Annotated in this window: 21 protein-coding genes and 1 pseudogene; 18 read left to right on the forward strand and 4 right to left on the reverse strand. The window is 63.1% G+C overall.

What is annotated here, in order from left to right:
* The first annotated feature begins 16 nt into the window (after nt 1-16).
* From ACSBOB_RS03760 to ACSBOB_RS03790, 7 genes are all read left to right on the forward strand, one after another.
* Nucleotides 17-1,009 (forward strand): ABC transporter substrate-binding protein, encoded by a 993-nt coding sequence (locus ACSBOB_RS03760; protein ID WP_442581132.1) that lies wholly within the window; start codon nt 17-19, stop codon nt 1,007-1,009.
* 85 nt (nt 1,010-1,094) lie between these two features.
* Complete coding sequence (locus ACSBOB_RS03765; RefSeq protein WP_442581133.1) at nt 1,095-1,931, forward strand: ABC transporter permease; 837 nt, start codon at nt 1,095-1,097, stop codon at nt 1,929-1,931.
* The gene (locus ACSBOB_RS03770) at nt 1,924-2,748 is read left to right on the forward strand and encodes an ABC transporter permease (protein ID WP_442581134.1); all 825 of its coding nucleotides are present in this window, start codon (nt 1,924-1,926) and stop codon (nt 2,746-2,748) included. The genes ACSBOB_RS03765 and ACSBOB_RS03770 overlap by 8 nt, the downstream gene beginning before the upstream one ends.
* A 3-nt stretch (nt 2,749-2,751) precedes the next feature.
* Nucleotides 2,752-3,819, forward strand: a complete 1,068-nt coding sequence (locus ACSBOB_RS03775; protein ID WP_442581135.1) for a ketopantoate reductase family protein — start codon at nt 2,752-2,754, stop codon at nt 3,817-3,819.
* Nucleotides 3,816-5,270, forward strand: coding sequence for an amidohydrolase (locus tag ACSBOB_RS03780; RefSeq protein ID WP_442581136.1), 1,455 nt, complete (start codon nt 3,816-3,818; stop codon nt 5,268-5,270). Before ACSBOB_RS03775 ends, ACSBOB_RS03780 begins: the two co-directional genes overlap by 4 nt.
* A gap of 35 nt (nt 5,271-5,305) precedes the next feature.
* Nucleotides 5,306-6,160: a polysaccharide deacetylase family protein gene (locus tag ACSBOB_RS03785; protein WP_442581137.1), complete on the forward strand. Its 855-nt coding sequence runs from the start codon at nt 5,306-5,308 to the stop codon at nt 6,158-6,160.
* Nucleotides 6,161-6,299: 139 nt separating this feature from the next.
* Nucleotides 6,300-7,409 carry an LLM class flavin-dependent oxidoreductase gene (locus tag ACSBOB_RS03790; protein WP_442581138.1) on the forward strand — a complete coding sequence of 370 codons (1,110 nt, stop codon included), beginning with the start codon at nt 6,300-6,302 and terminating at the stop codon, nt 7,407-7,409.
* Between the two features lie 145 nt (nt 7,410-7,554).
* Here ACSBOB_RS03790 and ACSBOB_RS03795 read toward each other — a convergent pair whose 3' ends face one another.
* A complete protein-coding gene (locus ACSBOB_RS03795) occupies nt 7,555-8,481 on the reverse strand; it encodes a helix-turn-helix domain-containing protein (protein ID WP_442581139.1) in 927 nt (308 codons plus the stop codon).
* A gap of 404 nt (nt 8,482-8,885) precedes the next feature.
* Between ACSBOB_RS03795 and ACSBOB_RS03800 the strand changes: the two genes are divergently transcribed.
* Nucleotides 8,886-9,740 carry a polysaccharide deacetylase family protein gene (locus ACSBOB_RS03800; RefSeq protein ID WP_442581140.1) on the forward strand — a complete coding sequence of 285 codons (855 nt, stop codon included), beginning with the start codon at nt 8,886-8,888 and terminating at the stop codon, nt 9,738-9,740.
* A 102-nt stretch (nt 9,741-9,842) separates the two neighbouring features.
* On the opposite strand, the gene ACSBOB_RS03805 is transcribed toward ACSBOB_RS03800, so the two are convergent.
* Genes ACSBOB_RS03805 through ACSBOB_RS03815 form a run of 3 tightly spaced genes read right to left on the reverse strand, consistent with a single transcriptional unit; the run spans nt 9,843 to nt 12,839 of the window.
* On the reverse strand, nt 9,843-10,733 hold the full coding sequence (locus ACSBOB_RS03805; protein ID WP_442581141.1) for an alpha/beta fold hydrolase: 891 nt from the start codon (nt 10,731-10,733) through the stop codon (nt 9,843-9,845).
* Between the two features lie 10 nt (nt 10,734-10,743).
* Nucleotides 10,744-11,673: an alpha/beta fold hydrolase gene (locus tag ACSBOB_RS03810; RefSeq protein WP_442581142.1), complete on the reverse strand. Its 930-nt coding sequence runs from the start codon at nt 11,671-11,673 to the stop codon at nt 10,744-10,746.
* 11 nt (nt 11,674-11,684) lie between these two features.
* Nucleotides 11,685-12,839: an LLM class flavin-dependent oxidoreductase gene (locus ACSBOB_RS03815; RefSeq protein ID WP_442581143.1), complete on the reverse strand. Its 1,155-nt coding sequence runs from the start codon at nt 12,837-12,839 to the stop codon at nt 11,685-11,687.
* 251 nt (nt 12,840-13,090) lie between these two features.
* Here ACSBOB_RS03815 and ACSBOB_RS03820 point away from each other — a divergent pair, with 251 nt between their 5' ends.
* The 10 genes and pseudogenes from ACSBOB_RS03820 to ACSBOB_RS03865 all read left to right on the forward strand — a co-directional run.
* Nucleotides 13,091-14,644: an acetolactate synthase large subunit gene (locus ACSBOB_RS03820; protein ID WP_442581144.1), complete on the forward strand. Its 1,554-nt coding sequence runs from the start codon at nt 13,091-13,093 to the stop codon at nt 14,642-14,644.
* 57 nt (nt 14,645-14,701) lie between these two features.
* The gene (locus ACSBOB_RS03825) at nt 14,702-15,493 is read left to right on the forward strand and encodes an SDR family NAD(P)-dependent oxidoreductase (RefSeq protein WP_442581145.1); all 792 of its coding nucleotides are present in this window, start codon (nt 14,702-14,704) and stop codon (nt 15,491-15,493) included.
* Nucleotides 15,494-15,686: 193 nt separating this feature from the next.
* Complete coding sequence (locus ACSBOB_RS03830; protein WP_442581146.1) at nt 15,687-17,000, forward strand: NtaA/DmoA family FMN-dependent monooxygenase; 1,314 nt, start codon at nt 15,687-15,689, stop codon at nt 16,998-17,000.
* 1 nt (nt 17,001) lies between these two features.
* Entirely contained in the window at nt 17,002-18,087 is a 1,086-nt protein-coding gene (locus ACSBOB_RS03835; protein WP_442581147.1) for an ABC transporter ATP-binding protein, read from the forward strand.
* 56 nt (nt 18,088-18,143) lie between these two features.
* Nucleotides 18,144-19,223 carry an ABC transporter substrate-binding protein gene (locus ACSBOB_RS03840; protein ID WP_442581148.1) on the forward strand — a complete coding sequence of 360 codons (1,080 nt, stop codon included), beginning with the start codon at nt 18,144-18,146 and terminating at the stop codon, nt 19,221-19,223.
* Between the two features lie 73 nt (nt 19,224-19,296).
* Complete coding sequence (locus tag ACSBOB_RS03845; protein ID WP_442581149.1) at nt 19,297-20,169, forward strand: ABC transporter permease; 873 nt, start codon at nt 19,297-19,299, stop codon at nt 20,167-20,169.
* Entirely contained in the window at nt 20,166-20,987 is an 822-nt protein-coding gene (locus ACSBOB_RS03850; RefSeq protein ID WP_442581150.1) for an ABC transporter permease, read from the forward strand. Before ACSBOB_RS03845 ends, ACSBOB_RS03850 begins: the two co-directional genes overlap by 4 nt.
* A gap of 458 nt (nt 20,988-21,445) precedes the next feature.
* Nucleotides 21,446-21,955: a nucleoside diphosphate kinase regulator gene (gene rnk / locus ACSBOB_RS03855; protein ID WP_442581151.1), complete on the forward strand. Its 510-nt coding sequence runs from the start codon at nt 21,446-21,448 to the stop codon at nt 21,953-21,955.
* 143 nt (nt 21,956-22,098) lie between these two features.
* Entirely contained in the window at nt 22,099-22,632 is a 534-nt protein-coding gene (locus ACSBOB_RS03860) for a nucleoside-diphosphate kinase (protein ID WP_442581152.1), read from the forward strand.
* Between the two features lie 301 nt (nt 22,633-22,933).
* A pseudogene (locus ACSBOB_RS03865) lies at nt 22,934-23,833 on the forward strand (metallophosphoesterase); the annotation flags it as partial.
* Nucleotides 23,834-23,891: the final 58 nt, after the last annotated feature.

Consider the following 23,891-nt stretch of genomic DNA (forward strand, 5'->3'; position numbering starts at 1 on the left):
CAACAGGGAGTATCACATGCGTTTGTTAATTACGGCTGCGCTCGGCGCGGCAATCGGACTTGGGAGCGTCGTCGCATCGCTTGCCGCGGAGAAGATAACCGTCGCGGGTATTTCGGATCCTGGCTACCATTCGGCGTTGTGGGCGGTGATGAACGGAAAGGTCAGCGATCCGTCCGTGGAGATCACCGTCGATCTGATGCCCATCCCCGCCATGATTCAGGCGTCGATGACCAAGCAGTACGACATCATCCCGAACGGCGTCCTCGCCATTCCGCAGATGGCGGAGGCCGGGATAGATCCGCTGATCATCGGCACGATGATCCGCCATATTCCGGGCGCGGCCAATCACACCACGGACCTCTGGGTCAAGGCAGACAGCCCGATCAAGACCGCTCAGGACCTGAAGGGCAAGCGTATCGCTGTGACTTCGCTCGAGGCGCAGGACGTGGTGTCGCGGCGGGCCGTTCTAAGTGAAAAATATGGCTTCAACGCATCCGCCATCGGCGGCGACTTCACCTGGGTGGAGATTCCGGCGGCGCAGTTCGAAGCGGCGCTGGAGGGCGACCGGGTAGACGCCGTAGCCTTCTCCAACGTGCTTGCCTATAAGATGGAGAAGTCGGGAAAATACCGCTCGGTTCTTCAGGGCGCCACCGACCTGAACGAGATGTATGGCGGCCCGATGCCGACCGTCCTCGAGATGGGCTACAAGGACAAGATTGCAGAGCGGCCGGAAGCCTATGTCGCTGCCGCGAAGCTCCTCAGGGCATCGGCGGAGTATGTCCTGGCCCATCAGGACGAAGTCTTCGCCGATGTAGCGCCGCAATACAAAATGACGCCGGACGACCTGAAGGGCTGGTTCACAACCTATGCCGGCATGCCCTTCGCCGTCGGACCGACCGACAAAGCTGTCTATCTGAAGGCCTGGCAGTCTGGCGAAAAGCTCGGCGTGCTGCAGAAGGCTCCGACCGACGTCGAGCCGTTCATGTGGGAACACGCGATCTCCGAGTAGGCGATCGGCAGTCCGCGGCATCCGCTGGCCATGACGGCTGGCGGATCGCCATGCCGGACGATGGGGCCGGCAACCAGAGGATAGAATGGCAATCGTGGAAGACAGCGTGAATGACAAGAAACGCGCGGCGGCCGAAGAGCCGGTTGCTGTGGCCAGCCCGGTTTCGAGGTTCGTGACCGGGCGCGGCATCGCGATCTTTGTCTTCCTGCTGGCGGTGCTGGCGGTTTGGCAGGTCTATTCGAGCTTCATGCCGCCGGTACTGATCCCGAGTCCGGCGCGTGTGGCGTCACGCTTCATGACAATGTGGTCCGATCCCGGCTTTCTTGCCTACGCAGGCGCAACGCTGATGCATGTGCTGCTGTCGGTCACGTTGGCCTTTGGTCTCGGGCTGGCGATCGCACTGCTGGCCTATTTCTTTCCTGTGCTCAATGGCGCCGTCTATCGGCGCATGGCGCCGTTCCTGAATTCCTTTCCCGGGGTTGGCTGGGCATTTCTCGCCTTGATCTGGTTCGGCATCAACGGCCAGGCGGTTGTCTTCTCCTCCGCGGCTGCGATGCTTCCTCTCGCCGTCATCAACATCGGCGCCGGCCTGCGCGAGCTCAACCGCGACGCGATCGAGATGTCGGTCAGCTTCAGCCGCCAGCCGGGCCGCCGCATCGGGCTGGTCATGCTGCCGATGATGTTTCCCTATCTGTTCGCCACGCTGCGGCTGTGCTTCGGCGTGTCGTGGCAGATCGTGCTGATCGTCGAGCTTCTGTGCGGCGCGCCTGGCCTTGGCGCCGTCATCAGCGTGGCGCGCCAGCGCTACTGGACCGATATGATCTTTGCCGTCGTCGCGCTGATCCTGATCGTCGTCTTCATCACCGACAGGCTGATCTTCGCCCGGCTCCAGCACCGGATCGGAAAGACCTACAATGTCTGAGCGCGGCGCTTCGCTTCCCTTCGTCTATTCCAAAGAGCGCCTGGTGGCCGATCTCCTGATCGTCGCCGTGCTTGTGGCCTGGTGGCTGACGTCGCTCTCGCTGCCGGAGGGCGTCTTTCCGAACATCGCAGTAGTGGCCCGCGCGTTCTTCGAGCTCGGCGTCAGCGCCGAATTCTGGACCAATGCCGGCATCACGGCCGCGCGCATCTTCGCGGCCGTCGTGCTGGCCACGTTCTTCGGGAGCCTGATCGGCATCCTGCCGCGCTACCTGCCCTGGCTGGGCGGCATCGTCGACGACGTGCTGGTGCCATTCTTCAGCTCGTTCCCCGGCATTGCCTGGGCGATTCTCGGCACGGTCTGGTTCGGAGTGACGTCGCAGGCGGTGCTCATCGTCCAGGTCCTGATCATCCTGCCTTTCGCCCTCGTCAATGTCGCCGAGGGTGCAAAGGCAATCGGCACCGAGGAAGTCGAGATGGGGCGCTCCTTCAGCCGCCGGCGCTGGGCGGTCTTCTGGCGCGTGGAACTGCCTTTGCTCAGCCCCTTCATCATGGCCTCGGTACGCATTTCCTACGGCGTCTGCTGGAAGATCAGCCTGATCGCCGAGCTGTTCGGCGCGCATTCCGGCATCGGCTACCTGATGCAGCTTTCGCAAGATCTCGGTGAGATCGACCGTATCATCGCCATCTGCCTGTGGATCGTCGCCTTCGTCATCATCGGCGAGCGTTTCATCCTCGATCCGCTCGCCCGGATCGCCCACAAGGGGGAGGGGCAGCCAAGCCGCAAGCGCGGTCTTCTCTCCTTCCTTTCGCGCGGCTGAGCCATGGGCGAGCGGATACTCGTCTGGGGCGCCGGCGCTATCGGCGGGACAGTAGGCGCCTATCTGTGGCGCGCCGGCCACGACGTGACCCTCGTCGACGCCTCGCCAGCCCATGTTGCCGCCATCCGTCGGGAGGGGCTGCGCATCGTTGGGCCTGTCGACGAATTCGTGTGCCGCGCGCCTGCCTTGCTGCCGCAGCAAGTCGACGGCCGCTGGCCGCTCATTGCACTTGCGGTGAAGGCGCAACCTACCGAGGCGGCCTGCCTCCAGCTTCGGCCGCATCTTGCCGAGAATGGCTATGTGCTCTCGCTGCAGAATGGGCTGTGCGAAACGGTGATCGAAAAGCTCCTGGGCCGCTCGCGCACCATGGGCGCCTTGGTCGGCTTCATGGGGGACCTGATTGGCCCAGGAGAAATCCGCTTCGGACAGCGCGCGAAATTCTGTGTCGGTGAATTAGACGGCCAGATCAGCGATCGCGCCACGGCACTGGGCAGGCTGATGACCGATTTCGAGCCCGATGTCGAAGTGACAGCCGATATCTGGGGCTACCTCTGGGGCAAGCTCGGCTTCATTGCGCTCCTTTACGGGACGGCGCTGGGAACAGCGACGCTCGTGGAGCTGTTTTCGGCAAGCGAGTTCCAACCGGTCTGGCGCTGCCTTGCCGGCGAGATCGTCGCGGTGGCGGCATCCGAGAATGTTGCGCCGAAAGGCTTCGACGGTTTCGAGCCGGATGCGTTTGCCGCTGGCGCCACGGCGGCGGCGGCGAGCCGCAGCATGAATGCCATGGCCGACCTGCTGCGCGGCAGCCCGAAAACTCATTCAGGCATGTGGCGCGACATCGCGGTGCACCGTCGTGCCACCGAGATCGGTAACCAGATTGGCCCCGTCGTCGAGATCGCGCTGCGAAACGGCGTTCCGACACCGGTGCTGCGCCGACTCGTGAAGCTGATCCAGGCTGTAGAGAAAGGCGATCTCACGCAATCCGATACCCTGATCCGTGAGCTCCTTCCCTTGCCGTCCGGCGGTTCCGCGCGAATTGATGCCGTAACCGGCCGGGAGGCGCAACGATGACGGCCGCCGCCAGGGACGTGAAAAGCACCGCGCACGACTTCATCGAGCGCAACGCAAAAGCGTTCGCCGAACTCAGCGATGCGATCTTCTATTTCGGCGAACTCGGCATGCAAGAGCACTGCTCCGCCGCGCTCATGTGCGATCTTCTCGAAACCCATGGCTTCGCTGTCGATCGCAAGCCCTCTGGTTTCGACACGGGCTTTGTCGCGCGCTACGGCTCGGGAAAGCCGGTGGTGGCGATCCACACCGAATATGATGCCAATCCGGGCAATTCCCAGAAGTCGGGCGTCGCCGAACAGTCGGAGATCGTGCCGGGCGCCCCGGGCCACTGCGAAGGCCACAACGTCAATGCGGCCTGCATGGTGTCGGCGGCACTGGCGTTGCGCTACACCATGGCGACCCATGGCCTGCTAGGCGAGATACGCATCTTCGGAGCGCCTGCGGAAGAGCAGCTGATCAGCCGCCCTTACTTCGTGCGGGACGGCTATTTCGACGATGTCGACATCGCGCTGCATCCGCACATTCTCGACGAGTTCAGATCGGATCACGGCCTGATCCAGAGCGCGGCGATCTCGGCCGATTTCGTTTTCCATGGCCGCGCCGCCCATGCTGCGGTCGCGCCGTGGGACGCCCGCGACGCTCTCGACGCGCTGGTGCTGATGGATGTAGGCATGGCGCAGTTCCGCGAGCACATGCTGCCCGGACTGTCGATGCACCGCGTCGTCACGCATGGCGGCGAACAGCCGAACGTCATCCCCTCCCGTGCCTCGGTCTGGTGGTATCTTCGCGGGCCGGGTGCCGACAGCGTTAACCCTTTGTTCGAACAAGCGAAGCGGATCGCCGAGGGCGCCGCCCTTATGACAGGCTGCACCGTGGAGACGAGCATAAGGGCGGCGGTGTGGCCGGTACGGCTCAACCGAACGGTGGCCGAGACCATCCAGCGAAATATCGACGCGGTCGGAATGCCGGCATGGACCGCCGGCGAACAGGCTTTCGCGCGCGAATTGCAGCGCGCCGCCGGCAAGAAGGATGACGGGCTGCGACCGTCCGCGACGCCTTTTTCCAGCACCTCCCGGCAGATCGCGGCCTCGAACGATTGCGGCGACATCTCGTGGAAGGTGCCGATGGGCCGCGTCTGGTTTCCGGCCAACGTACCCGGTCTGCCGTTCCATCACTGGTCGGCAGGCGCAGCACTCGCCACCTCCATCGCACACAGGGGCGGGATCGCCGGTGCCAAGGCGCTGGCGGCAACCGCCATCGACTACCTGACCGATGCCGCGTTGCTGGCACGCACCGAAAAGTCGTTCGGCGAGGAGATCGGCGGCACACGTTACGCGCCGCTGATCGCACTTAACCAATCGCCGCCGTCTGCGCTGAACGCAGAGATCATGGAACGCTACCGGGTCGACATGGAACGGTTCTATCCCGCCGTTTCCCCGGTCTTTGTCTGAAACACGCCGAAGAACATCGAGAACGGAGAAGCCGGATGGGCATCAGGGACAATACCAGGAAGAACTGGCATCTTCCGGACAACGCGAAGATCGCCGTTTCGGTCAATCTCGCGCTTGAAGCGTTTCGCCACAAGAGCCAGCTGACTCTGGAGTCGCGTCCCGGCAAGACCGATCATTTTTCGCTGTCCTACGCGGAATACGGCGCGCGCGCCGGTATCTGGCGCATCCTCGACCTGCTCGACGAACTCGGCATCAAGGCGTCGATGTCGACAAACGGCAAGGCGGCCGAACTCTATCCCGAAGCCGTCCGCGCCGTTGCCGATGCAGGACACGAGGTCGTTTCGCATGGCTGGGAGAACGATGTGCTCAACGAGGACGGCGATCCGGCCAAGGAACTCGACGAGATCCGCCGCGTCACCAAGGCGATTACCGACGCTGCCGGCGTGCGCCCGGTGGGCTGGACGAGCCCGGGCTCGGCCGGCTCCGACAACACGCTCGACCTCCTGGCCGGCGAGGGTTACCTCTGGAATGGCGACCAGGCCGATGACGACCTACCCTACAGCCGGAAAACCAGGAACGGACCGATGATCATCCTGCCGCGTGTGAACATGCCGCAGAACGACCTGATCATGTGGGCCAAGTCGCACAATCCGCCGAGCGTCATCTGGGAAAGCTTCAAGGACACGTTCGACGAGCTCTATTCGGAAGGCCAGAAGGGCAGTCCGAAATGGGTCGAGATCGTGCTGCACGCCCATATGGGGGGCCGCCCGACGCTGATCCCGACCGTCCGCAAATGCATCGCCTATGCCCGCCAGCACGAAGGTGTGTGGTTTCCGCGCAAGGGCGACATCGCGCGCTGGGCCGCGAAACTGGAAGGCTTTGCCACCTAGCGGCTGCGGATACGCCGACGGCCAATTTTTGGTTCGCTGCAGCGAAAGCCGGTTTCCGCTTTTCAGCGGAAGACAGATAAATCATCCGATACAATTAGTTAGCGTGGATCGCCTGCGGCTTCCGCGCCAGGAGTCTGCTATGCAAAAAAGCACTTTCATGCAGGGCGGTTCGGCTTTCAAGCTTGGCCTGTTCGGCTATCTCCATGACGGCGGCGTGACCATCACCAAGGCTCCCGAACGCTGGACGGCGCGCTGGGACGACATCGTGGCGATGGCACGCTATGCGGACGAGGCCGGGCTCGATTTCCTCCTGCCCTATGCGCGCTGGAAAGGCATGCCCGGCGAGATACCGCAGCGCACGCATTCCTTCGAGACGCTGACCCATGCGGCTGCCCTTGCCGGCCATACGAAGCGCATCGGGCTGTTTTCCACTGTCCATACCCCGATCATCCACCCGGGCGTCGCCGCCAAGATGATGACGACGATCGACCATGCCTCGCATGGTCGCGCTGGCCTCAACATCGTCTGCGGCTGGAACCAGGACGATTTCGACATGTTCGGCATCGAGCAACTGCCGCATGACGAGCGCTACCAGCACGGCCGCGAATGGTTCGACATCTGGTCGCGGCTCGCGGCCGGCGCCGAGGCGCCCTTTGACTACCACGGCACTCATTTTCCAAAGATAGAACGGGCATCTGCCATGCCCGAAAGCGTGCAGCGACCGTGGCCGCTGGTGATCTCGGCCGCCTATTCGCCAGCGGGCCGCAAGTTCGCGATCGACACATCCGACTATCTGCTGACGGTAATGGAGGATGTCGAGGCCGGCCGCACCGAATTGGCTACGCTTGCGGCGCAGGCCGAGGCGACGGGACGGTCCGAGCCGATCAGGCCGATCGCGGTCTCCTATGTCGTCTGCCGGGACACGCGCGAAGAGGCTGAAGCCTTCCATCGCTATTACGCGGAAGATAATGCCGACAATATCGGCGTCGACTACTGGCTGGCAGGGCGCCAGACCAAGGCGATGCTGCCGGAGGCGCTTTACAAGCTCCGTTCTCGGATCGCCGGCGGTAACACCAATTTTCCGCTGATCGGCACGCCGCAGGACATCGCCGATCAGCTGATCGCGCTGCATGACGCCGGCTTTGCCGGAGCCGGCATCGGCTTCTTCAACTATCTCGCAGATCTGCCGGTCTTCGTCGAGAAAGTGGTGCCGATCCTGGCTAAGGCGGGACTTCGCAACGCTGCATGAGCGTGTGCGCCGGGCCGAGGCTGGTCGGCGCACCCATGTCCCCGCGAAATAGGATGGCAGGCAAAGAAAAAGGCGCGCCCGATTTGAGCGCGCCTTTTTGTGTCAGCCAATGGGGGGCGATATGCTGGCCAGCCGCAGGCTGCGATCAGGCGGCCTGCGCCGTGACGGCCACCTGAAGCAGATCGGAGGCGCGCTTCTCGGCCGAGGCTTTCCGCCATTCGGTCGCGGAAATACCGTAGCGCTGCTTGAAGGCGGCGGCGAAATGCGCCTGGCTCCGGAAACCCGCGCGATGCGCGATCTCGCGGATCTGGATCGATGCCTTCTGCGGATCGGCGAGTTCCAGCCGCGACGTCTCCAGCCGCGTCGAGCGAAGATAGTCGCAAACCGATTCGCCGGACTCCTGGAACACCTTGTGAAGGTAACGCACCGAAATACCCATCACATCGGCAATCTTGTTAGGATCGAGCGAACAGTCGGCGAGGTGGCTCTTCACATAGGCCGTGCAACGCTTGAAGATCGCGTTGCGGCCGGTGGAATCCCCGGCGATCTGTGTGTCGGCCTCGACTGCGATGCTGACCATCTCGACCACCTGGCTGGCGTAGCCATAGGCCATCGGCGCCGGAATGTGCCGGATCTCGCTCGCCAGCATACGCACCAGATTCGAGGCTATGCGCCAGGGCGAGCCGGTGCAGGAAAGCGGCCTGGCGAGGATCATCGGCACATTCCGTAACCGGGCCTGCAACAGGAAGCTGGGGATGAAGATGCCGAGCACCCTGTAGTCGCTGACGCCTGCGAACCCCACCGCGCTGCTGCAGTCGAACAGGGCGTACTGGCCTTCCTGCAAGCGACATTGCCGCCCGCGCTGGGTTACCGAAATGCTGCCGCTTTCGACCAGGACTAGGACGAACTTGTCGGCCCTCGTATACGCCAGTTCCGTCAGTTGCTCGATGGCGTTTGACTTGTCCAGCGACAATGTAACGAGTTCCACGCTGCCCAGATTGGCGATTGGAACCAGCGCCGGCCTCGGCTGCGGTTTCAGGGTGAGTGGTCGGTAAACCGTGCTGATAGCCATGCAGTGCTCCACAGATTGGTCCGGTATCCGAAAGAACTCCCGGCTTTGGCAGCCTTCCGCTCTTGTGGCGGTTGTCGCTGGCAGCAGGCCGGTTCCCTCAGTCCTGCAAATTCATATTGATATGAATACATATCATATGTGTACGGTCAATAGGCTGGATTTCGGACTCGTGAAATTAATACGGGCATGAGGCGACGCTTTTGCCCCGGGTGGCTCCGGCCCTCGGCTGCGTGTTCGGTCTCGCGCAAGATCTGGTGCACTATGGCAAAGGCGGCGAAGGCCGCGCGCGTTGTTAGCCGAAACCGGACTGCCTAGACTGTTCGCATGGAATTGGGCGGGCTTTCGTGCGGCATCACGCCTCCGAACCATGCCTCGCACCGCATTCGCAAGAAGGAATCCCGCCCATGAGTAAAAGACGATATTTTCCGCGCGCGTGGTCGTGGCCCGGTGACCAGAAGCTCGCCATCACCATTGGCGTTCCCTTCGAGGCGTTTCAGTATCAGAGCCAGTTCAACTACATCGCCACGCCCGGCAAGAAGGACCTGCTCTCGCTGTCCTACGGCGACTACGGATGGAAGGCCGGCATATGGCGCCTGCTCGACCTGCTCGACCGCCATGGCGCCAAGGCTTCGATGGCGACGAACGGACTCGCCGCCGAACGTCACCCGCACATCGTCAGGACGATCGTCGATGAAGGCCACGAAGTCATGGGGCATGGCTGGGCAAACGATATCTATGTGAAGGATGCCGGCGAGGACGCCGAGCGGGCCGAGATCCGACGGTGCACGCAGGTGCTGACGGAAGCCTCCGGCGGCGTCCGGCCGGTCGGGTGGACCAGCCCTGGCAGCACCGGGTCCGATCACACGATCCGCATTCTCAGGGAGGAGGGTTATCTCTGGAACGGTGACGATCTCAGCGACGACCTGCCCTTCGTCGTCGAAAGCGGCGCCGGACCATTCGTGATGATGCCGCGCCAGAGCCTCGCCACCAACGACATCACCCAATGGGTGCTGTCGCGCAATGCGCCAAGCGTGATGTGGGAAGGCTTCAAGGATACGTTCGACGCACTTTATGCGGAGGCCTGCGAGGGCGGGCCGAAATCGATCGACATCACGCTTCACGCGCACATGGCCGGCCGGCCGACGCTGATCCCGACGATCGAGAAGATGCTTTCCTATGCGAGCGGGCACGAGGGCGTTTACTTCACCCGTAAATGCGACATTGCCGAATGGACGCTGAAGCGGCACAGCGCAGCCTGACGACTTTCACTGTCGATCCCACGGATTGCGCCGCGCGCAATGCAACGAAACAGGCGGCCGTCTCGGCCGCCTGTTTCGTTCGGGAGCGCTTGCCGCAGCTCGCTATGCCGCCTCGGCGATCAGCCCGTCCTGGAACGCGGTGAGGACACGCAGGAATTCGTCAGGCTGTTCGCGGAAGGGAAAGCTGCCGCTGCGGTTGATCAGGTGAAAATGCGCGGCGGGCTGCTTTCCCGCGATGATGCGGTAGAGCCAGATGCCGTGGTCGACCGATACGAGCGGATCGTTCTTGGCCCAGATGATCTGTGTGGGGACCCGGATTCCGTCCTCGCGCGCGACCCGGAAGAATCGCGACTTGGCCCGCATGACGGAAACGAACAGGTCGCTGTCGGACGCTGCCGCTTCGGACTTTGCAAAGGCCTTGTGCCCCGCCAGTTCGGCTGCGGCCACAGAAGGGTCAAGCAGTTGATTGTCGATATGATGATGGCTGTACGACAGGCGATCATAGGCCCATGCCTGCGATTCGCGCGACCACAGCGGCCGCGGCGGGCTGAGCAGTGAAAGGTTCTCGACGCCGTCGCCCGTTGGTGATGCTGCCGCACTGGCGACGATCGTCAGCGCGGCGATCAGCTCCGGCGCGTTGATCGCAGTCCACAGCGCGATCAGCCCGCCGAGGTCATGGCCAACAAGATGGACGGGTTCCTTCGCCGTCGCCCTGGCGAGTTCCGCGACATGCGCGACCATGCGCTCGACGGTGAGCGGTCCGTCGCCGGCGCCGGTGCCGCCGCTTCCGAGGAGATCGGGTACGATGAGCCTTCGGTCGCGGGCGAGCCGGTCAAGAATGTCGCCCCACAGATGCGCACCGCCGCAGAAGGGCGACAGGCCGGGCGAGCCGCCATGCAGCAGGATGGTCGTCGGGCCGCTGTTGATGCCGCCGATCAGCATCCGGGTCTGGACGCCGCCGATCGTGGCCGATGTTTCGGTGAGCTTGGTCATCCCAGGATCCTTATACGCGGTAGAGGTTCACGAAACTGTCGAGCAGCGCGTTGAAGCGTTCGGGATTCTCGCGATAGACGAAATGTCCGGCCTCGTTGACGATGTTCAGCGTGGTGCGGCGCTCATGGGCGGAAACCATGTTGAACATCTCGACGCCACGTTCCGCGACCACGGTCCGGTCGTTGAAACCCCAGACGATCTGCGTCGGACGCTGCAGTCGGCCTTCATTGATCCAGGCGAGCGTCTCGCGCTTGTAGCGCGCAAGGTCGGGCAGGAAGAGGCGCACGCCGAGCTTCTCGTCGACCATCTTCGCCACCCCCTTGCGATATTCGGGCTGGCTCAGCACATCCATCACGACGTCGAGCCATTCTTCGGTGACGACCTCACGCCTGTGGCAGTAGTTTTCGTAGACCCAGCGCGCCGATTCGCGGGTAAACGGCGGAAAGGGCGGATTTGCCAGGGTGACTTCGTTCGTGCCGACGCCGGGGCTCAGCGTGCCGCTGGAAACGATCGACAGCGAACGGATGAGTTCCGGACATTCGAGCGTCAGCCGTGCCGAAGCAAAGCCGCCGCGCGAATGGCCGACGATATGGACCGGCGGCAATTTCAGCGCCCTGATGAAGTCGCGCGCATGAGCGACCACCGCCGACATCGTATAGTCCTCGTCGCGAAGCGGCACGCCGGTATAGCCCTGGCCGAGCTTGTCGAATGCGATGACACGGTATTTCTGCGACAACGGCACGAAGTTCAGGTTCCACACAGCTGCGCTGGACGAGGCTTCGGCGCCGCCGAAGTTGCCGCCATAGACGAACACGATCGTCTCTGGCCCCGAGCCTGATTCGTGGTAGGCGGTGCGAATGCCCCCGACGTCGATGTATTTCTTTTCGGGCAACGCGCTTTCGCGCGACACCGGGACGTTCGCTTGCGTGTTCGCGTCCATTTGCAATCTCCTTATGCGGCGTGTTGGGCCGAGGCTTTGAACGGTGCGCGCAGCCCGCGCATCTCCAGCATGGGCATGATGTCGCGGTTGAAGCGCTGGAGGCCGTCCATGAAATCCACCCAGGTGAAGAGGATGCCATCGAGGCCCGCATCGGAAAGCTGGTGCAGCTTTTCGGCGATATGGTCGGCAGTGCCGACGAGCTGGTTGCCGCCGCCGCCCGCGGCGAAGTGTGTTCTCAGGTTCTGCAAGGTTTCGGGTGACATGCCCTTCGCCGTAGCGGCATTGCCGGCGATCCAGCCGTCGACGCTGTCCTTGTCCTGGTTTTCGACGGCGTAGTGGTGGAGGTAGTCCTGCGCTTCCTTCATCGTGTCCCGCTGGACAACCGGCGCATAGGTCCAGACCTGCACAGAGCGGCCGAATTCCTCGCGCGCGAATTTCTTGTAGGCCGAGATCTGCTGCTCCCATTCCTTCGGATCCTCCGAATGCAGGAGCAGGAAGCAGATGTCGGCATGTTCGCAGGCGAAGCGCCGCCCGGTATCCGAACCGCCGGCACTCATGATCGGTGGGCGCGGAGCCTGGAGCGGCTTCGGCATCGACATGCCTTTGATGATCTTGAAGAATTTGCCTTCATGGTCGAACTCCTCGTTCTCGCTCCACAGGCGCTCGATGATCTGCAGCCATTCCGCCAGATGCTCGTAGCGCTCGGTATGCTCCTTGAGCGGCGCCCCGAACATCTCGAGTTCCGGCTTGTTCCAGCCTGCGACCACATTCAGCACCAGACGGCCGTTGGAGATGATGTCGATCGTGGCACACTGCTTGGCCGCGGCGATGGGATGGATCGTCGGTGCGTGGCTGGTGGCAAAGATCGCCGCATGCGAGGTCGCCTGCGCGACGCCGGCCGCGTAGGTGAAGGGATCGAGAATGATGCCGGAAGGGTGCGAGACGCGGCCTTGGATATAGCCTTTCCAGCGCGCGTAGGCGACGATCGCCTCATAGCCGGCATCGTCGGCGATGCGTGCCGTGTTGAGGACATTGTCCCAGCTTGGCTTGAATGCTTCAGGCACCAGCGTATGGGCGGAGCCTTTCCCATTGGTTCCGAAGATTCCGATCTTCAGGCGATTTGCGCCGAACAGGGGATTGTTGGGTCTGCTCACGATATCGGACACGAAACTGCCTCCAGGAAAAATGCGCCGGTCGGAGCCATTGGCCGCTATCGCAGCAAGCAGCCGGCGGCGGCCCTGAGCCGTCGGGGCAGAGATAAATTGCGGATGCGCGGATGGCCATGCGGGGTTTTTCGCCTCAGCGCCCTCATTTTATCCTGCTCGCGGTAGTCGCCTTTTTTGCCTTCGTCCCTTGTTCTAGGCAGCGGTGGAACAGAACCGATGGGAAAGCGGCGGGTGTCGCTGGAGAGTTTGTCGTGAACGGTGCCGACCTGCTGTGTGAAGTCCTGCTGGCGAATGGCGTGGATGTCTGTTTTGCCAATCCCGGCACGTCCGAAATGCACTTCGTCGCCGCTCTGGACCGCAATCCCCGCATGCGTTGCGTTCTGGGTCTCTCCGAAGGCGTGGTGACGGGCGCGGCCGATGGTTATGGTCGTATGGCCGACAGGCCGGCCGCGACGCTTCTGCATCTGGGGCCGGGCTTGGCGAACGGGCTTGCGAATCTGCACAATGCGCGACGCGCGCGAACGCCCATGATCAACGTGGTGGGCGATCACGCCAGTTATCACCTCGCGCTGGACGCGCCGCTCACCAGCGATATCGAAAGTCTGGCGCGACCCATGTCGCAGTGGGTCGGCCGTGTCGGCAGTGCGGCAACGCTCGCCGCCGATGCGGAGGCGGCCTACCGACACGCCGTGACGGCGCCTGGCGTCAGTACGCTCATCCTGCCCGCCGACAGCGCCTGGAGCGACGCGCCGGCCGAGGCGGTGCGTCCCGCGGCGCTGGATCGACCGGCGACGACGGATGATGATCAAATGAAGGAGGCTGCCGAGGCGCTGCGTTCGGGCGGACGGATTGCAATCCTCCTCGGCGGCCCAGCCCTTCGGGCCGATGCGCTCGCCATAGCCGGTTCGATTGCCGCCAGGAGCGACGCGCGCCTGCTTGCGGAAACCGCCAACGCCCGTATCGAACGCGGCGCCGGCCGGGTTTCCGTCGACCGCATCCCCTATCCCGTCGATCTGGCGCTCGCCGCGTTGCGGGATATCGATGTCGTCATCCTTGTGGGCTCCAGGGAGCCGGTCGCATTCTTTGCCTATCCCGGCAAGCCGGGGCCTCTGCTGCCTGACGCTTGCCGCGTCGTCCGCCTTGCCGATCCGGGCCAGGATCTCGAGGATGCGCTGGAGCGCCTGGCCGCGGAGCTCGGCGCCTCGCCGTCCAAGGTCGCCGGCATCGCCCGGCCGAACGAGGATGCGGCGAAGATCGACAATGGCGTGCTGACGTCGGAGGCGATAGCGACGCTTGTCGCCCGCATGATGCCCGAGGGGGCCATCATCTGCGATGAGGCGCTGACCTCGGCCGTCAGCTTCTTCAACCAGTCCCGGGGTTCCGCCCCGCACGACTACCTTTCGCTGACCGGCGGTGCGATCGGCATCGGCATTCCCCTGGCGACGGGTGCCGCGGTCGCCTGCCCGGATCGCAAAGTGATCGGCCTTCAGGCGGATGGCAGCGGCATGTACACGCTGCAGGGGTTGTGGACGCAGGCGCGGGAGCGGCTCGACGTCGTCACTATCATCTTCGCCAACCGGGCCTATCGCATTCTCGAGGCAGAGCTGCGCAATGTCGGCGTCGAAAAGGCCGGGCCGAATGCAAGGCGCATGCTCGAACTGGACGACCCTCATCTCGATTGGGTGCACCTGGCAAAGGGCATGGGCGTCGAAGGCCTCCGTGTCGACACACCCGAAGGGTTCCGGAGCGCCTTTGCCGCTGCGCTGGCCCAACGCGGACCTTTCCTGATCGAGGCCGTGATCTGACCCAGGGCCCGACCCATCTCGGCGGGCGATAAACAATCATGCGATGGAGTCTTGGCAATGCCCTCATTTGAAGGAAGAGTTGCGGTTGTTACCGGCGCGGCCGAGGGCATAGGCGCCGCGATCTGCCAGGCGCTGTGGGCAAAGGGCGCCGACCTTGCCGCGGTCGACCTGAAGCCGGTCGACATGGTCAGGATCACGCAGGGCAAGGGGCGGCGCGGCCAGCGCTTTTTCGGTTATGAGTGTGATGCGACGTCATCGCAGCAGGTCGCCGAAACGTGCCGAATCCTGCAGGCGGATCTCGGACCGGCCGCCATCCTGGTCAACAATGTCGGTGGTGGCGGGACCGAGCCCGGCGACGATGTGGAGACCATTTCCGACGAGCAATGGGATTTCGTCGTTTCGCTCACCCTGTCGAGCGGGATGCGCTTCTGCCGTGGCCTCGTCGGCGGCATGAAGGAGAAGAGATACGGGCGCATCGTCAACATCTCGTCGTCGCTCAAGGATGGTGTCTTCGGACCCGTCGGCACGGTGCGCGGCAGGTTGCCCTATATCACCTGCAAGACGGCGGTAATCGGCATGACGCAGCAGCTTTCCAACGATCTCGGCGGCTTTGGCATTTCGGTGAACGCGGTCAGCCCCGGACTTACGCTTCCGGGGGAGGATGCCCGCATCACGCAGCGTTTCCGATCCCTGCCATTCGAGGAGCAGGCGCGTTTGTACGCGCATATTCCGGCCGGCCGCCTGGCGACAGGCGAGGATATCGCGAATGCGGTGTGTTTCCTGGCCGCCGAGGAGAGCGGCTACATAAGCGGCCAGACGATCACGGTGGCCGGCGGCGGATATCGATAGGCCGTCAATCTGCCTGACCCATTTGCCGATCGGGAGCGCTGCTGATGCAGCGGCAGGCCGGAGCACGCACGGATTTCGAGTGCTCCCGACCGCCCGCGTAGTGTGTTCGCGTCATTGCTGGGGTCGTTTCCCCCGCATCATAATCCCGGAACTTCCAGACCTTCGAAGTGCTTGAAACGGGACGTGGACGGGCATGGCGGTGACGAAATTCCATATGGCCTGGTTCCTGGCCTTCGGCTCCGGCGATTGGCGCGGATCGGTCGGCATGAGCACGTCGCCATGGGACGGCAAGACCTATGTCGAGATGGCGCGCCAGTTCGAGCAGGCCTGCTTCGACTTCGTGATGATCGCGGATACGCTGATGATCTCCGACGTCTACGGCGGCAGCGCGGAAACGGCGCTGAAATATTCGATGTTCGCACCGCTGCACGATCCCTTTCCGCTGGCGACCATCATGGCGGCGTCGACATCGCGCATCGGCGTCGTGTCGACCATGTCGACGCTAAGCTACCATCCGTTCCAACTGGCCCGGCTGTGCGCCACCGCGGACCACATCGCCAATGGCCGCTTCGGCTGGAACATCGTTACCAGCAGCGAGGATCTCGCCGCACAGAACTACGGGCTCGACGCGCTGCCGCCGCACGACCTGCGCTACGAGATGGCCGACGAGTTCGTCGATCTCGCTTGCAGGCTGTGGGAATCCTGGGACAGGGACGCTGTCGTGCTGGATCGCGAAGGCGGCGTATATGCCGACCACACCAAGGTCAGGCCGGTCAATTTCAAGGGCAAATTCTACAGCTCGCGGGGGCCGCTCAACACAGCCCGACCGCCGCAGGGCCGGCCGGTCTTCGTGCAGGCCGGCGCCTCCGAACGGGGCCTGAAGTTCGCTGCCACCCATGCCGAGGCGATCATCGGGCTTGCGCGCGGTGTAGAGGGCATGAAGCGATATCGCGGCCGCATCCGGCAACTCGCGGCGGAGGCCGGCCGCAACCCGGATGACGTCAAGGTGCTGTTCCTCACCCATCCGACCGTTGCAGAGACCGATGCCGAGGCGCAGGCGAAGCGCAAGCGGTTGCTCGACGATCCCGCTTCCGTCGTCCAATCCCTGGCCTCGATGTCGGCTTTCACCAATATCGACCTGTCGCAATTCGATCCCGACAAGCCGCTGCCCGACCTCGCTACCAATGGCGGCCAAGGATCGCTGGAACGTTTCTCGCAGAAGGGCTCGGGCAAGACGCTTCGGCAACTGGCGCTGGCCGAATATGACGAGGCGGGCGATCCCGACCTCGACTTCGTCGGCTCGCCGGACACGGTCGCCGACAAGATGATCAAGGTGATGAATGAAGTCGGCGGCGACGGCTTCCTGATCAGCGCGCCCATGTTGCGCCATTCCCGCAAGGTTGTCGCCGAATTCACCGACGGCCTGATGCCCGCGCTGCGGAAGCGAGGCGCGGTCCGCTCCGCCTATGGCGGACCGACCTTCCGTGACAATCTCAAGGAATTCTAGGGTGTCGCCACTACCTCGGCATCCCATGCTGACGATCGATGGGCTGACTAAATCCTACGGCGGCGACAAGGTCGTCGACGGTTCCACCTTCCGGCTGGATCGCGGCGAGATCGTTGCATTGCTCGGGCCGAGCGGCTGCGGCAAGACCACCACGTTGCGCATGATCGCGGGCTTTGTACGGCCCGATGGCGGGCGGATACTGATCGAAAATACTGAAATCTCGGCAAGCAAGCCCTATGAGCGCAATATCGGCGTGGTCTTCCAGGACTATGCGCTCTTCCCGCATATGAGCGTGGCGCAGAACGTCGCCTTCGGGCCGCGTCATCGCGGCGTCTCCGCGGGCGACACGCAAGCCAGGGTGCGCCGCTACCTCGACATCGTGCGTATGGGCGCAATGGCGGAGCGCTTGCCGGCACATCTTTCCGGCGGCCAGCAGCAGCGGGTGGCGTTGGCGCGGGCGCTGGCCACCGAGCCTCAGATCCTGCTGCTCGATGAGCCGCTTTCGGCGCTCGACGCCAAGCTGCGCGAGCATCTGCGCTCCGACCTCAAGCTCATCCTCCAGAAGGCCGGCGTCACCACCATCATCGTCACCCATGATCAGGAGGAGGCGCTGAGCCTCGCTGACCGCGTCATGGTGATGAATCGCGGACGCATCCTGCAGGACGACCGGCCGGAGGTCATCTATCGCCGGCCCGCCAACCGCTTCACGGCGGAGTTCGTCGGCCGCAGCAACTGGCTGCCCGGCCAGGTCGTCGACGAAGCGGGCAAACCGGTGCTGAGGTGCGGGCCTTCACTTGCGATAGCCGCGCCGGAACATCTGCCGCGCGGCCGCAAGGTCCAGGCCTTTGTCCGGCCCGAAAGGGTGCGTGTCCGGCGCCCGGGCGATGTGACCGCGGGAGTAGCCAGCATCCCCGCGCGCATCAGGACGGTCATCTTCCTCGGCCAGGACGTGGAATGCCTCTGCGAGGTCGACGGCCTGGACGCCTTTTCAGCTCTCGACCGCGGCGCGCCTTCCGGCCTTGCCGCCGGTGACCCGGTCGAACTGACCTTTGACCTCCAGGACATCGGATACGTGGAGGAGGACTGACCACCGGCCGTCCCATCGCATGCCATGACGATCTTAACGCCAACAAGGGGAACCACATGACGATCGACAGACGCACGATACTCAAGACCGCACTTCTCTCTTCCGCCGCCGCCGGATTCGCGAACTGCTTTCCATCCATCGCCCAGGCGCAAGGCAAGGAGGTCACCGTCATCGACTGGGGCGGCAACTACATCGAGAACATCAAGGCGATCAGCGGCAAGCTTGCCGGCTATGACGTGACCTACGACGTCCACGCCGGAGATGCGACGGCCACGCTGACCAAGATCAAGACGACCTGGCCGAAATCCGACTACGATGTCGTCGCTGGCTACGACGCCGTGTTTTCCTCGATGATCGCCGAAGGCTGGGTCGAGACGTTCACGCTCGACGAAATTCCGAACGCGAAAGACGTTCCGAGCAAACTGTTCATGAAGGATGCGGCCGGCAACCTCAAGGCAATCCCACGTTCGATCATGGGGCTGCATTGGGGTTACATGAAGGAGACCTGTCCGTTTCCGATCACCAACATCCGTGACCTGCTCGACCCGCGGCTGAAGGGCCTCGTGCTGTTCCAGCCGCCGCAGTCCAGCGCCAACATGCAGATGATCTCGATCGCCTATGCTCTCGGCGGCAGCGAGAAGGACCTCGAATCGGCCTGGGCCTTTGTCAAGCAATTGGCCGAGATGGGCAATATCGGCCGCGTCTCGCTGTCGGACGCCGACACCTTCACCTCGCTGACCACCGGCGAGACGGCGGTCACGTTCCAGACCTCCAGCGGCTTCCAGCGCGCGGAGACCGTGACGCCCGTCGAACGCCTCGCCCGCATGCCGGAGGACAGCGGTTTCAAGACCGGTATCGCGATGGAAGGCTGGATCGTCGTCCAGACAGACAAAGCAGCGGTCGGCAAGGCCTGGATCAACGACATGCTGAGCCCGGAAAACAACGAGGCTTTCTGCACCGCCGTCGGCAGCATACCGGCCAACAGCAAGGCCAAGGTCAGCGAGGCCCAGAAGTACCTGGCCTTCACCGAGGAGGAGTACGCCAAATACGTTTTCCCGATGGACTGGGCCTATGTCGGGCAGCATCTCGACGAATGGACCCAGCGTTGGGAAAAGGAGATCGCGCCTTTCCTTTGAACTCCATCATCAAAATGGCATCTGCGGTGGGAGCCAACACGTTCTCGCCGCAGGTCTGGCAAAAGGCGGTTCGATGCTGAGTGCCCGATGGCGACTGGCCATCATTTCCCTGCCGGTCCTGTTCTACATGGTCATTTTCCTCCTGCCCCTGTTCGTAACGGCGCAGGAGAGCCTTCGCACCTTCGTTCCCGGCCGCGTCGGCGCCACTGCCGACGCGCCGTTCACATGGGACAACTATCGCCAGATCTTCGAGCCGGCCTATCTCATCTATCTGTGGCAGACCCTGCGGCTTTCGTTCCTCGCTGCGTTTGGCACGGTTGCGCTGAGCTATCCTGTCGCGCACCATCTGGCCCGCCGCCAGCCCGACATTGTCCGCAAGATGGCGATCGCCGGGCTCGTATTGCTGCTCTTCCTCAGCGGTCTCGCCAAGATTTATGCGCTGATGATCGCACTGGGGCCGATCGGCTTCGGCCGTCAGCTTGCCTTTCTCGTCAACGCGCCGATGAGCAGCCGCGAGATGGCCGAGCTTCTGGTCATGCTCGGCCTGTTCAGCTTCGCCTTCCCGGTTTCCTGCCTGATGCTCGTCGCATCGATACAGGACATCAATCCCCGCTATCTCGAAGCGGCGATGTCGCTCGGCGCGAACGCAACCTCGGCGCATCTCAAGGTCGTTCTGCCGCTCTGCCTGCCCGGCGTGCTTTCGGCATTCCTCGTCGTGTTCACACTGGGGCTGAGCGCCTTCATCATTCCGCTCCTGCTCGGCCGAGGCAAGGTCACCTTCGTCACGACCCTCATCTACAACCGGTTCAGCAACATGGGTAATTTTCCAAGTGGCGCCGCGCTGTCGATCGCCATGCTCGTGATCTCGCTGGTGATCGTTTTCCTCATCGGTTTCGTCGCGCGGCGCCTCGCCAGCCGGGCCTTTGCCGTGGAGCAAGGCCGGTGAAGCGGTATGTAGACCGGATCACCTTTGCCTGCGTCTGCCTTCTGGTCGTCGCCGGTGTCACCGTGCTTGTCCTGCCGCTGGTCTGCACCATCGTCATGTCGCTGGAATCGCGGAGCTCCATCGGCAGGTTCCCGCCGCCTGGCCTTTCGCTGCAATGGTACGCCCGCTTCTTCGCCGACCAATATTTCCTTTCCGCCCTCTGGATCAGCCTGATCGCCGCCGTCGTCTCCGCCGCGATCTCGTCTCTTCTCGGCACCATGGCCGCTCTCGGCCTTGCCCGCGCGAGTTTCCCCGGCGCCGCCTTTCTCAACGGCCTGTTCCTCGCGCCGATCATCGTTCCGGGAGTCGTGACCGGCTTTTCACTGCTGGTATTCTTCGCGACGATCGGGCTGGAATCGAACCTCGCCCGGATCGTCCTTGCTCATGTGCTGGTAACGTTGCCCTACACCATACGCACCAGCCTGGCAGTGATCTCGTCGATCCCGCCGACGCTGATGGATGCCGCGATGAGCCTCGGCGCGACCGAAGGACAGGCACTGCGGCGGGTGCTGCTGCCGCTTGCGCGCACGGGCATCGCCACCGGTTTCATCTTTGCCTTTGCCTTCTCGATGGACGACGTTTCGGTGACGATCTTTCTCACCAGCCCGCGCGTCTACACGCTGCCGGTGGCCATGGCTAGCAACATGAAAGCCGATCTGAACCTGACTATCGCCGCAGCCTCGGTGATGCTGATGGGGCTGGCGGTGATCGCAATCCTCGTGCTCGAGCGCCTCGCGGGCGTCAGCGAGTTGATGGGTCGCGGTATTTATCGGACCTGATGTTTGCCGGGCGTTCAATCGGGTCTTTCTCAATTCGGTTCTGTCGCAGGCTCTTTTGAAGGCCCGAAATGTAGGAAAATGTTCCATATCCCCAAAAATAACGCACTGATGCGATAAAAAATGACACCAAGTGGCGTAGCGTCACCGCTGCGGATCGATCTTTTTTGCATTCGGGTCGGAGGTAGACGGGTAGATTGTTCTACGCTCCCGGAAATTTGTGACAGAACATCGAATGGCTCGCGCAACTTGCAGTATTGCTTGACATTCCGGCGGAATTTTCCCACTTCATGGAGCATGAACCGGGCCATGCTCTTCATCGAGACTGTTTACAGGGTCTGTCCTATCGCGGGACAGTAGTCCCCGGCCCGGTTGCGTCGCACCCGGCCGCGGGAATAGGCCGGTTTTCCGCTGAAGCGTTCTCCCGCCATCAAGTGCGACATCCATTCCAAGTCAGATGAATGAATCCGCTGGGCGTGCTGCGCGCCAAAAGGCGGTCAAAGTGTACAAGGAGGTCAGAAATGGCTCCCAACCCCGTGAAATACCGTAAGCCTTCGATCGCCATGACGCGCTCGGATCACGACGCGCTTGTACGCCTGGCGGGATCGATCTCTGGAAAGAACCCGACAGTCGCGGATGAACTTTTCGCAGAACTTGATCGTGCGCGGGTGGTGGAGGAGCCCGAACTGCGGTGGGACGTCGTTCGGATGGGTTCCACGTTGCGGTTCACGACCGACGCAGGCGAGGCGAGGACTGTCACGCTGGTATTCCCGGGACAGGCCGACATCGCGGAGGGAAAGATATCGGTTCTGACGCCGATCGGCGTTGCCCTCATCGGCCTTTCGGCCGGACAGTCCATCGACTGGGCGGCGCGCGATGGCCGGATACATCGGCTCACGGTCGAGAGCGTCGAAAACAAGGGAGGCGTTTCTACTCCTCACGCCGCGGATAGCGAACTGCGGACATCATGATCGACGCTCCAGTGTTTTCTCGCCTCTCGCTGTTCGGAGGTTGTCTTATCACGGGATAGCAGCCCCTGCGCCGGCCGCGGCCAGGGGATTCTCCACTGTCGTCTCAATCTGAGCGCTCCCTTGCGGAGCGATGGAGAACTGCGATGTCACATGATGCTTGTATCCTTACCACCAAGGATTTGACGATCCTCGAAGTTATGCTCGACCGCTGCCTCGGCATGGACGATCCTATGGCGCCGTTGCTCAGGCGCAAGATCAATACGGCGCAAGTTGTCTTCCGCGATGACGTACCTGCTGACGTCGCAACACTGAGCAGCCGGGTGGTGTTCAGTGTCGATGGACGCGGTCCGGACACGCGCATCATCTCGCATGACCGGATGACCTCGCCCATCGGCCTTTTCCTGCCAATCACCACATTCCGTGGACTTGCCCTGCTCGGCCAATCCGAGGGTCAGGAATTCAGGCTCCCGGGTCAGGACGGAAGAGAGGAATCTGTTCGCCTGGATCAGGTGCTCTATCAGCCGGAGGCGGCGAGGCGGGAAAAGGAGGCTCTCGATCGCAGCGGAACCGCGACGCCGCGCAAACCGGCTCTCCGGTTGATCAGAGGCGGGCGACCAGAAATCGCCCGGATCGCACCTGGAGGGTTCGACGATCCCGACGGACCGACTGCGGCATGATGGTCGCATCAGAAACCACAGAGTGATTGCTCGTCGTGCAGTGACGTCTTGCGGCAGAGACCTGCAGCTTAAAAGACGTGCGTCGCCTGCATTTTGGATACGGTCACTTTTTGTCTGCTCCTGCTCCTGCTTCAGGCATCAGGGGCAGGTGGCCGTCGACGGCAAGAGCCCGAAGCGCGCCTAGCGAAACAATCGCCATCGCTTCCTGCACCGAATCTCCTGAATCCGGCCGGCGTGTGGGCGCATTGACGCGCCATATCTTCGCTGGCGATGCGACGTTCCCTGCGGATGCGGATATTCCATGATCACCAGACGCGGCTTCCTGAAACTTGTCGGCGGTTCGCTTGCGGCGACGCTGGCGCTGGGCGGCTACGCCTTCGGCGTCGAGCCGCAGCTTTTAACGCGGGTGAAGCGTTATGCACTGAAGCCGCCCGGCTGGCCGGGCGATCTGAAATTGCGTATTGTGGCGCTGGCCGACATCCATGCCTGCCGGCCATGGATGCCGCCCGAACGGATCGCAGAACTGGTGGAGCGCGCCAACGCGCTGGAGCCCGATGTCATCGTGCTGCTCGGCGACTATGTCAGTGGTACGGCCCTGGCGACCGACTGGGTCAAGGCGACCGAATGGGCACCAGTGCTGGGCGGCCTGAAGGCGCCGCTCGGCGTTCATGCCGTGCTGGGCAACCATGACTGGTGGGAGGATCTTGCTGCGCAGAAAGCCGGGAAGGGGCCGACGATCGCCCGCGCCGCGCTGGAGAAGGCAGGTATTCCGGTTCTGGAAAATGATGCCGTGCGGCTGGAGAAGGACGGAAAACCGTTCTGGATTGCCGGGCTCGGCGACCAGCTCGCGCTCCGCCCCGGCAAGCGTTGGGGCCGCAAGGGCTTTCATGGGCTGGACGATCTGAAGGGCACGCTGGAAAAGATCACCGACCATGCGCCGGCGATCCTGCTGGCGCATGAGCCGGATATTTTTCCAAAAGTCCGGCAGCGCATTTCGCTGACGCTGTCGGGCCACACCCATGGCGGACAGGTGCGGCTGTTCGGCTACGCGCCGGTGGTGCCGTCGCGCTTCGGCAACCGCTACGCCTACGGCCATATCGAGGAGGACGGCCGTCACCTCATCGTCTCGGGCGGGCTCGGATGCAGCATCCTGCCGGTGCGCTTCGGTATGCCGCCGGAGATACTGTCGATCGAACTTGGTGACCCCGGCCCGTCGAGGCCACATGATGGCGTGGGTCATGGCGGGCCTATACCGCGTG

Origin of the sequence: Mesorhizobium sp. KACC 23794, from assembly GCF_052180275.1 — a bacterium.
In the GTDB taxonomy this organism is placed as follows: Bacteria; Pseudomonadota; Alphaproteobacteria; order Rhizobiales; family Rhizobiaceae; genus Kumtagia.

What these genes read in the sequence shown, in the direction of transcription:
- ACSBOB_RS03785 (WP_442581137.1), top strand. Translation starts at nt 5,306, where the DNA reads ATGGGCATCAGGGACAATACCAGGAAGAACTGGCATCTTCCGGACAAC.
- ACSBOB_RS03860 (WP_442581152.1), top strand. Translation starts at nt 22,099, where the DNA reads ATGTCACATGATGCTTGTATCCTTACCACCAAGGATTTGACGATCCTC.
- ACSBOB_RS03810 (WP_442581142.1), bottom strand. Translation starts at nt 11,673, where the DNA reads ATGGACGCGAACACGCAAGCGAACGTCCCGGTGTCGCGCGAAAGCGCG.
- ACSBOB_RS03825 (WP_442581145.1), top strand. Translation starts at nt 14,702, where the DNA reads ATGCCCTCATTTGAAGGAAGAGTTGCGGTTGTTACCGGCGCGGCCGAG.
- ACSBOB_RS03760 (WP_442581132.1), top strand. Translation starts at nt 17, where the DNA reads ATGCGTTTGTTAATTACGGCTGCGCTCGGCGCGGCAATCGGACTTGGG.
- ACSBOB_RS03840 (WP_442581148.1), top strand. Translation starts at nt 18,144, where the DNA reads ATGACGATCGACAGACGCACGATACTCAAGACCGCACTTCTCTCTTCC.
- ACSBOB_RS03795 (WP_442581139.1), bottom strand. Translation starts at nt 8,481, where the DNA reads ATGGCTATCAGCACGGTTTACCGACCACTCACCCTGAAACCGCAGCCG.
- ACSBOB_RS03805 (WP_442581141.1), bottom strand. Translation starts at nt 10,733, where the DNA reads ATGACCAAGCTCACCGAAACATCGGCCACGATCGGCGGCGTCCAGACC.
- ACSBOB_RS03790 (WP_442581138.1), top strand. Translation starts at nt 6,300, where the DNA reads ATGCAAAAAAGCACTTTCATGCAGGGCGGTTCGGCTTTCAAGCTTGGC.
- rnk (WP_442581151.1), top strand. Translation starts at nt 21,446, where the DNA reads ATGAATCCGCTGGGCGTGCTGCGCGCCAAAAGGCGGTCAAAGTGTACA.
- ACSBOB_RS03765 (WP_442581133.1), top strand. Translation starts at nt 1,095, where the DNA reads ATGGCAATCGTGGAAGACAGCGTGAATGACAAGAAACGCGCGGCGGCC.
- ACSBOB_RS03780 (WP_442581136.1), top strand. Translation starts at nt 3,816, where the DNA reads ATGACGGCCGCCGCCAGGGACGTGAAAAGCACCGCGCACGACTTCATC.
- ACSBOB_RS03845 (WP_442581149.1), top strand. Translation starts at nt 19,297, where the DNA reads ATGCTGAGTGCCCGATGGCGACTGGCCATCATTTCCCTGCCGGTCCTG.
- ACSBOB_RS03830 (WP_442581146.1), top strand. Translation starts at nt 15,687, where the DNA reads ATGGCGGTGACGAAATTCCATATGGCCTGGTTCCTGGCCTTCGGCTCC.
- ACSBOB_RS03800 (WP_442581140.1), top strand. Translation starts at nt 8,886, where the DNA reads ATGAGTAAAAGACGATATTTTCCGCGCGCGTGGTCGTGGCCCGGTGAC.
- ACSBOB_RS03775 (WP_442581135.1), top strand. Translation starts at nt 2,752, where the DNA reads ATGGGCGAGCGGATACTCGTCTGGGGCGCCGGCGCTATCGGCGGGACA.
- ACSBOB_RS03770 (WP_442581134.1), top strand. Translation starts at nt 1,924, where the DNA reads ATGTCTGAGCGCGGCGCTTCGCTTCCCTTCGTCTATTCCAAAGAGCGC.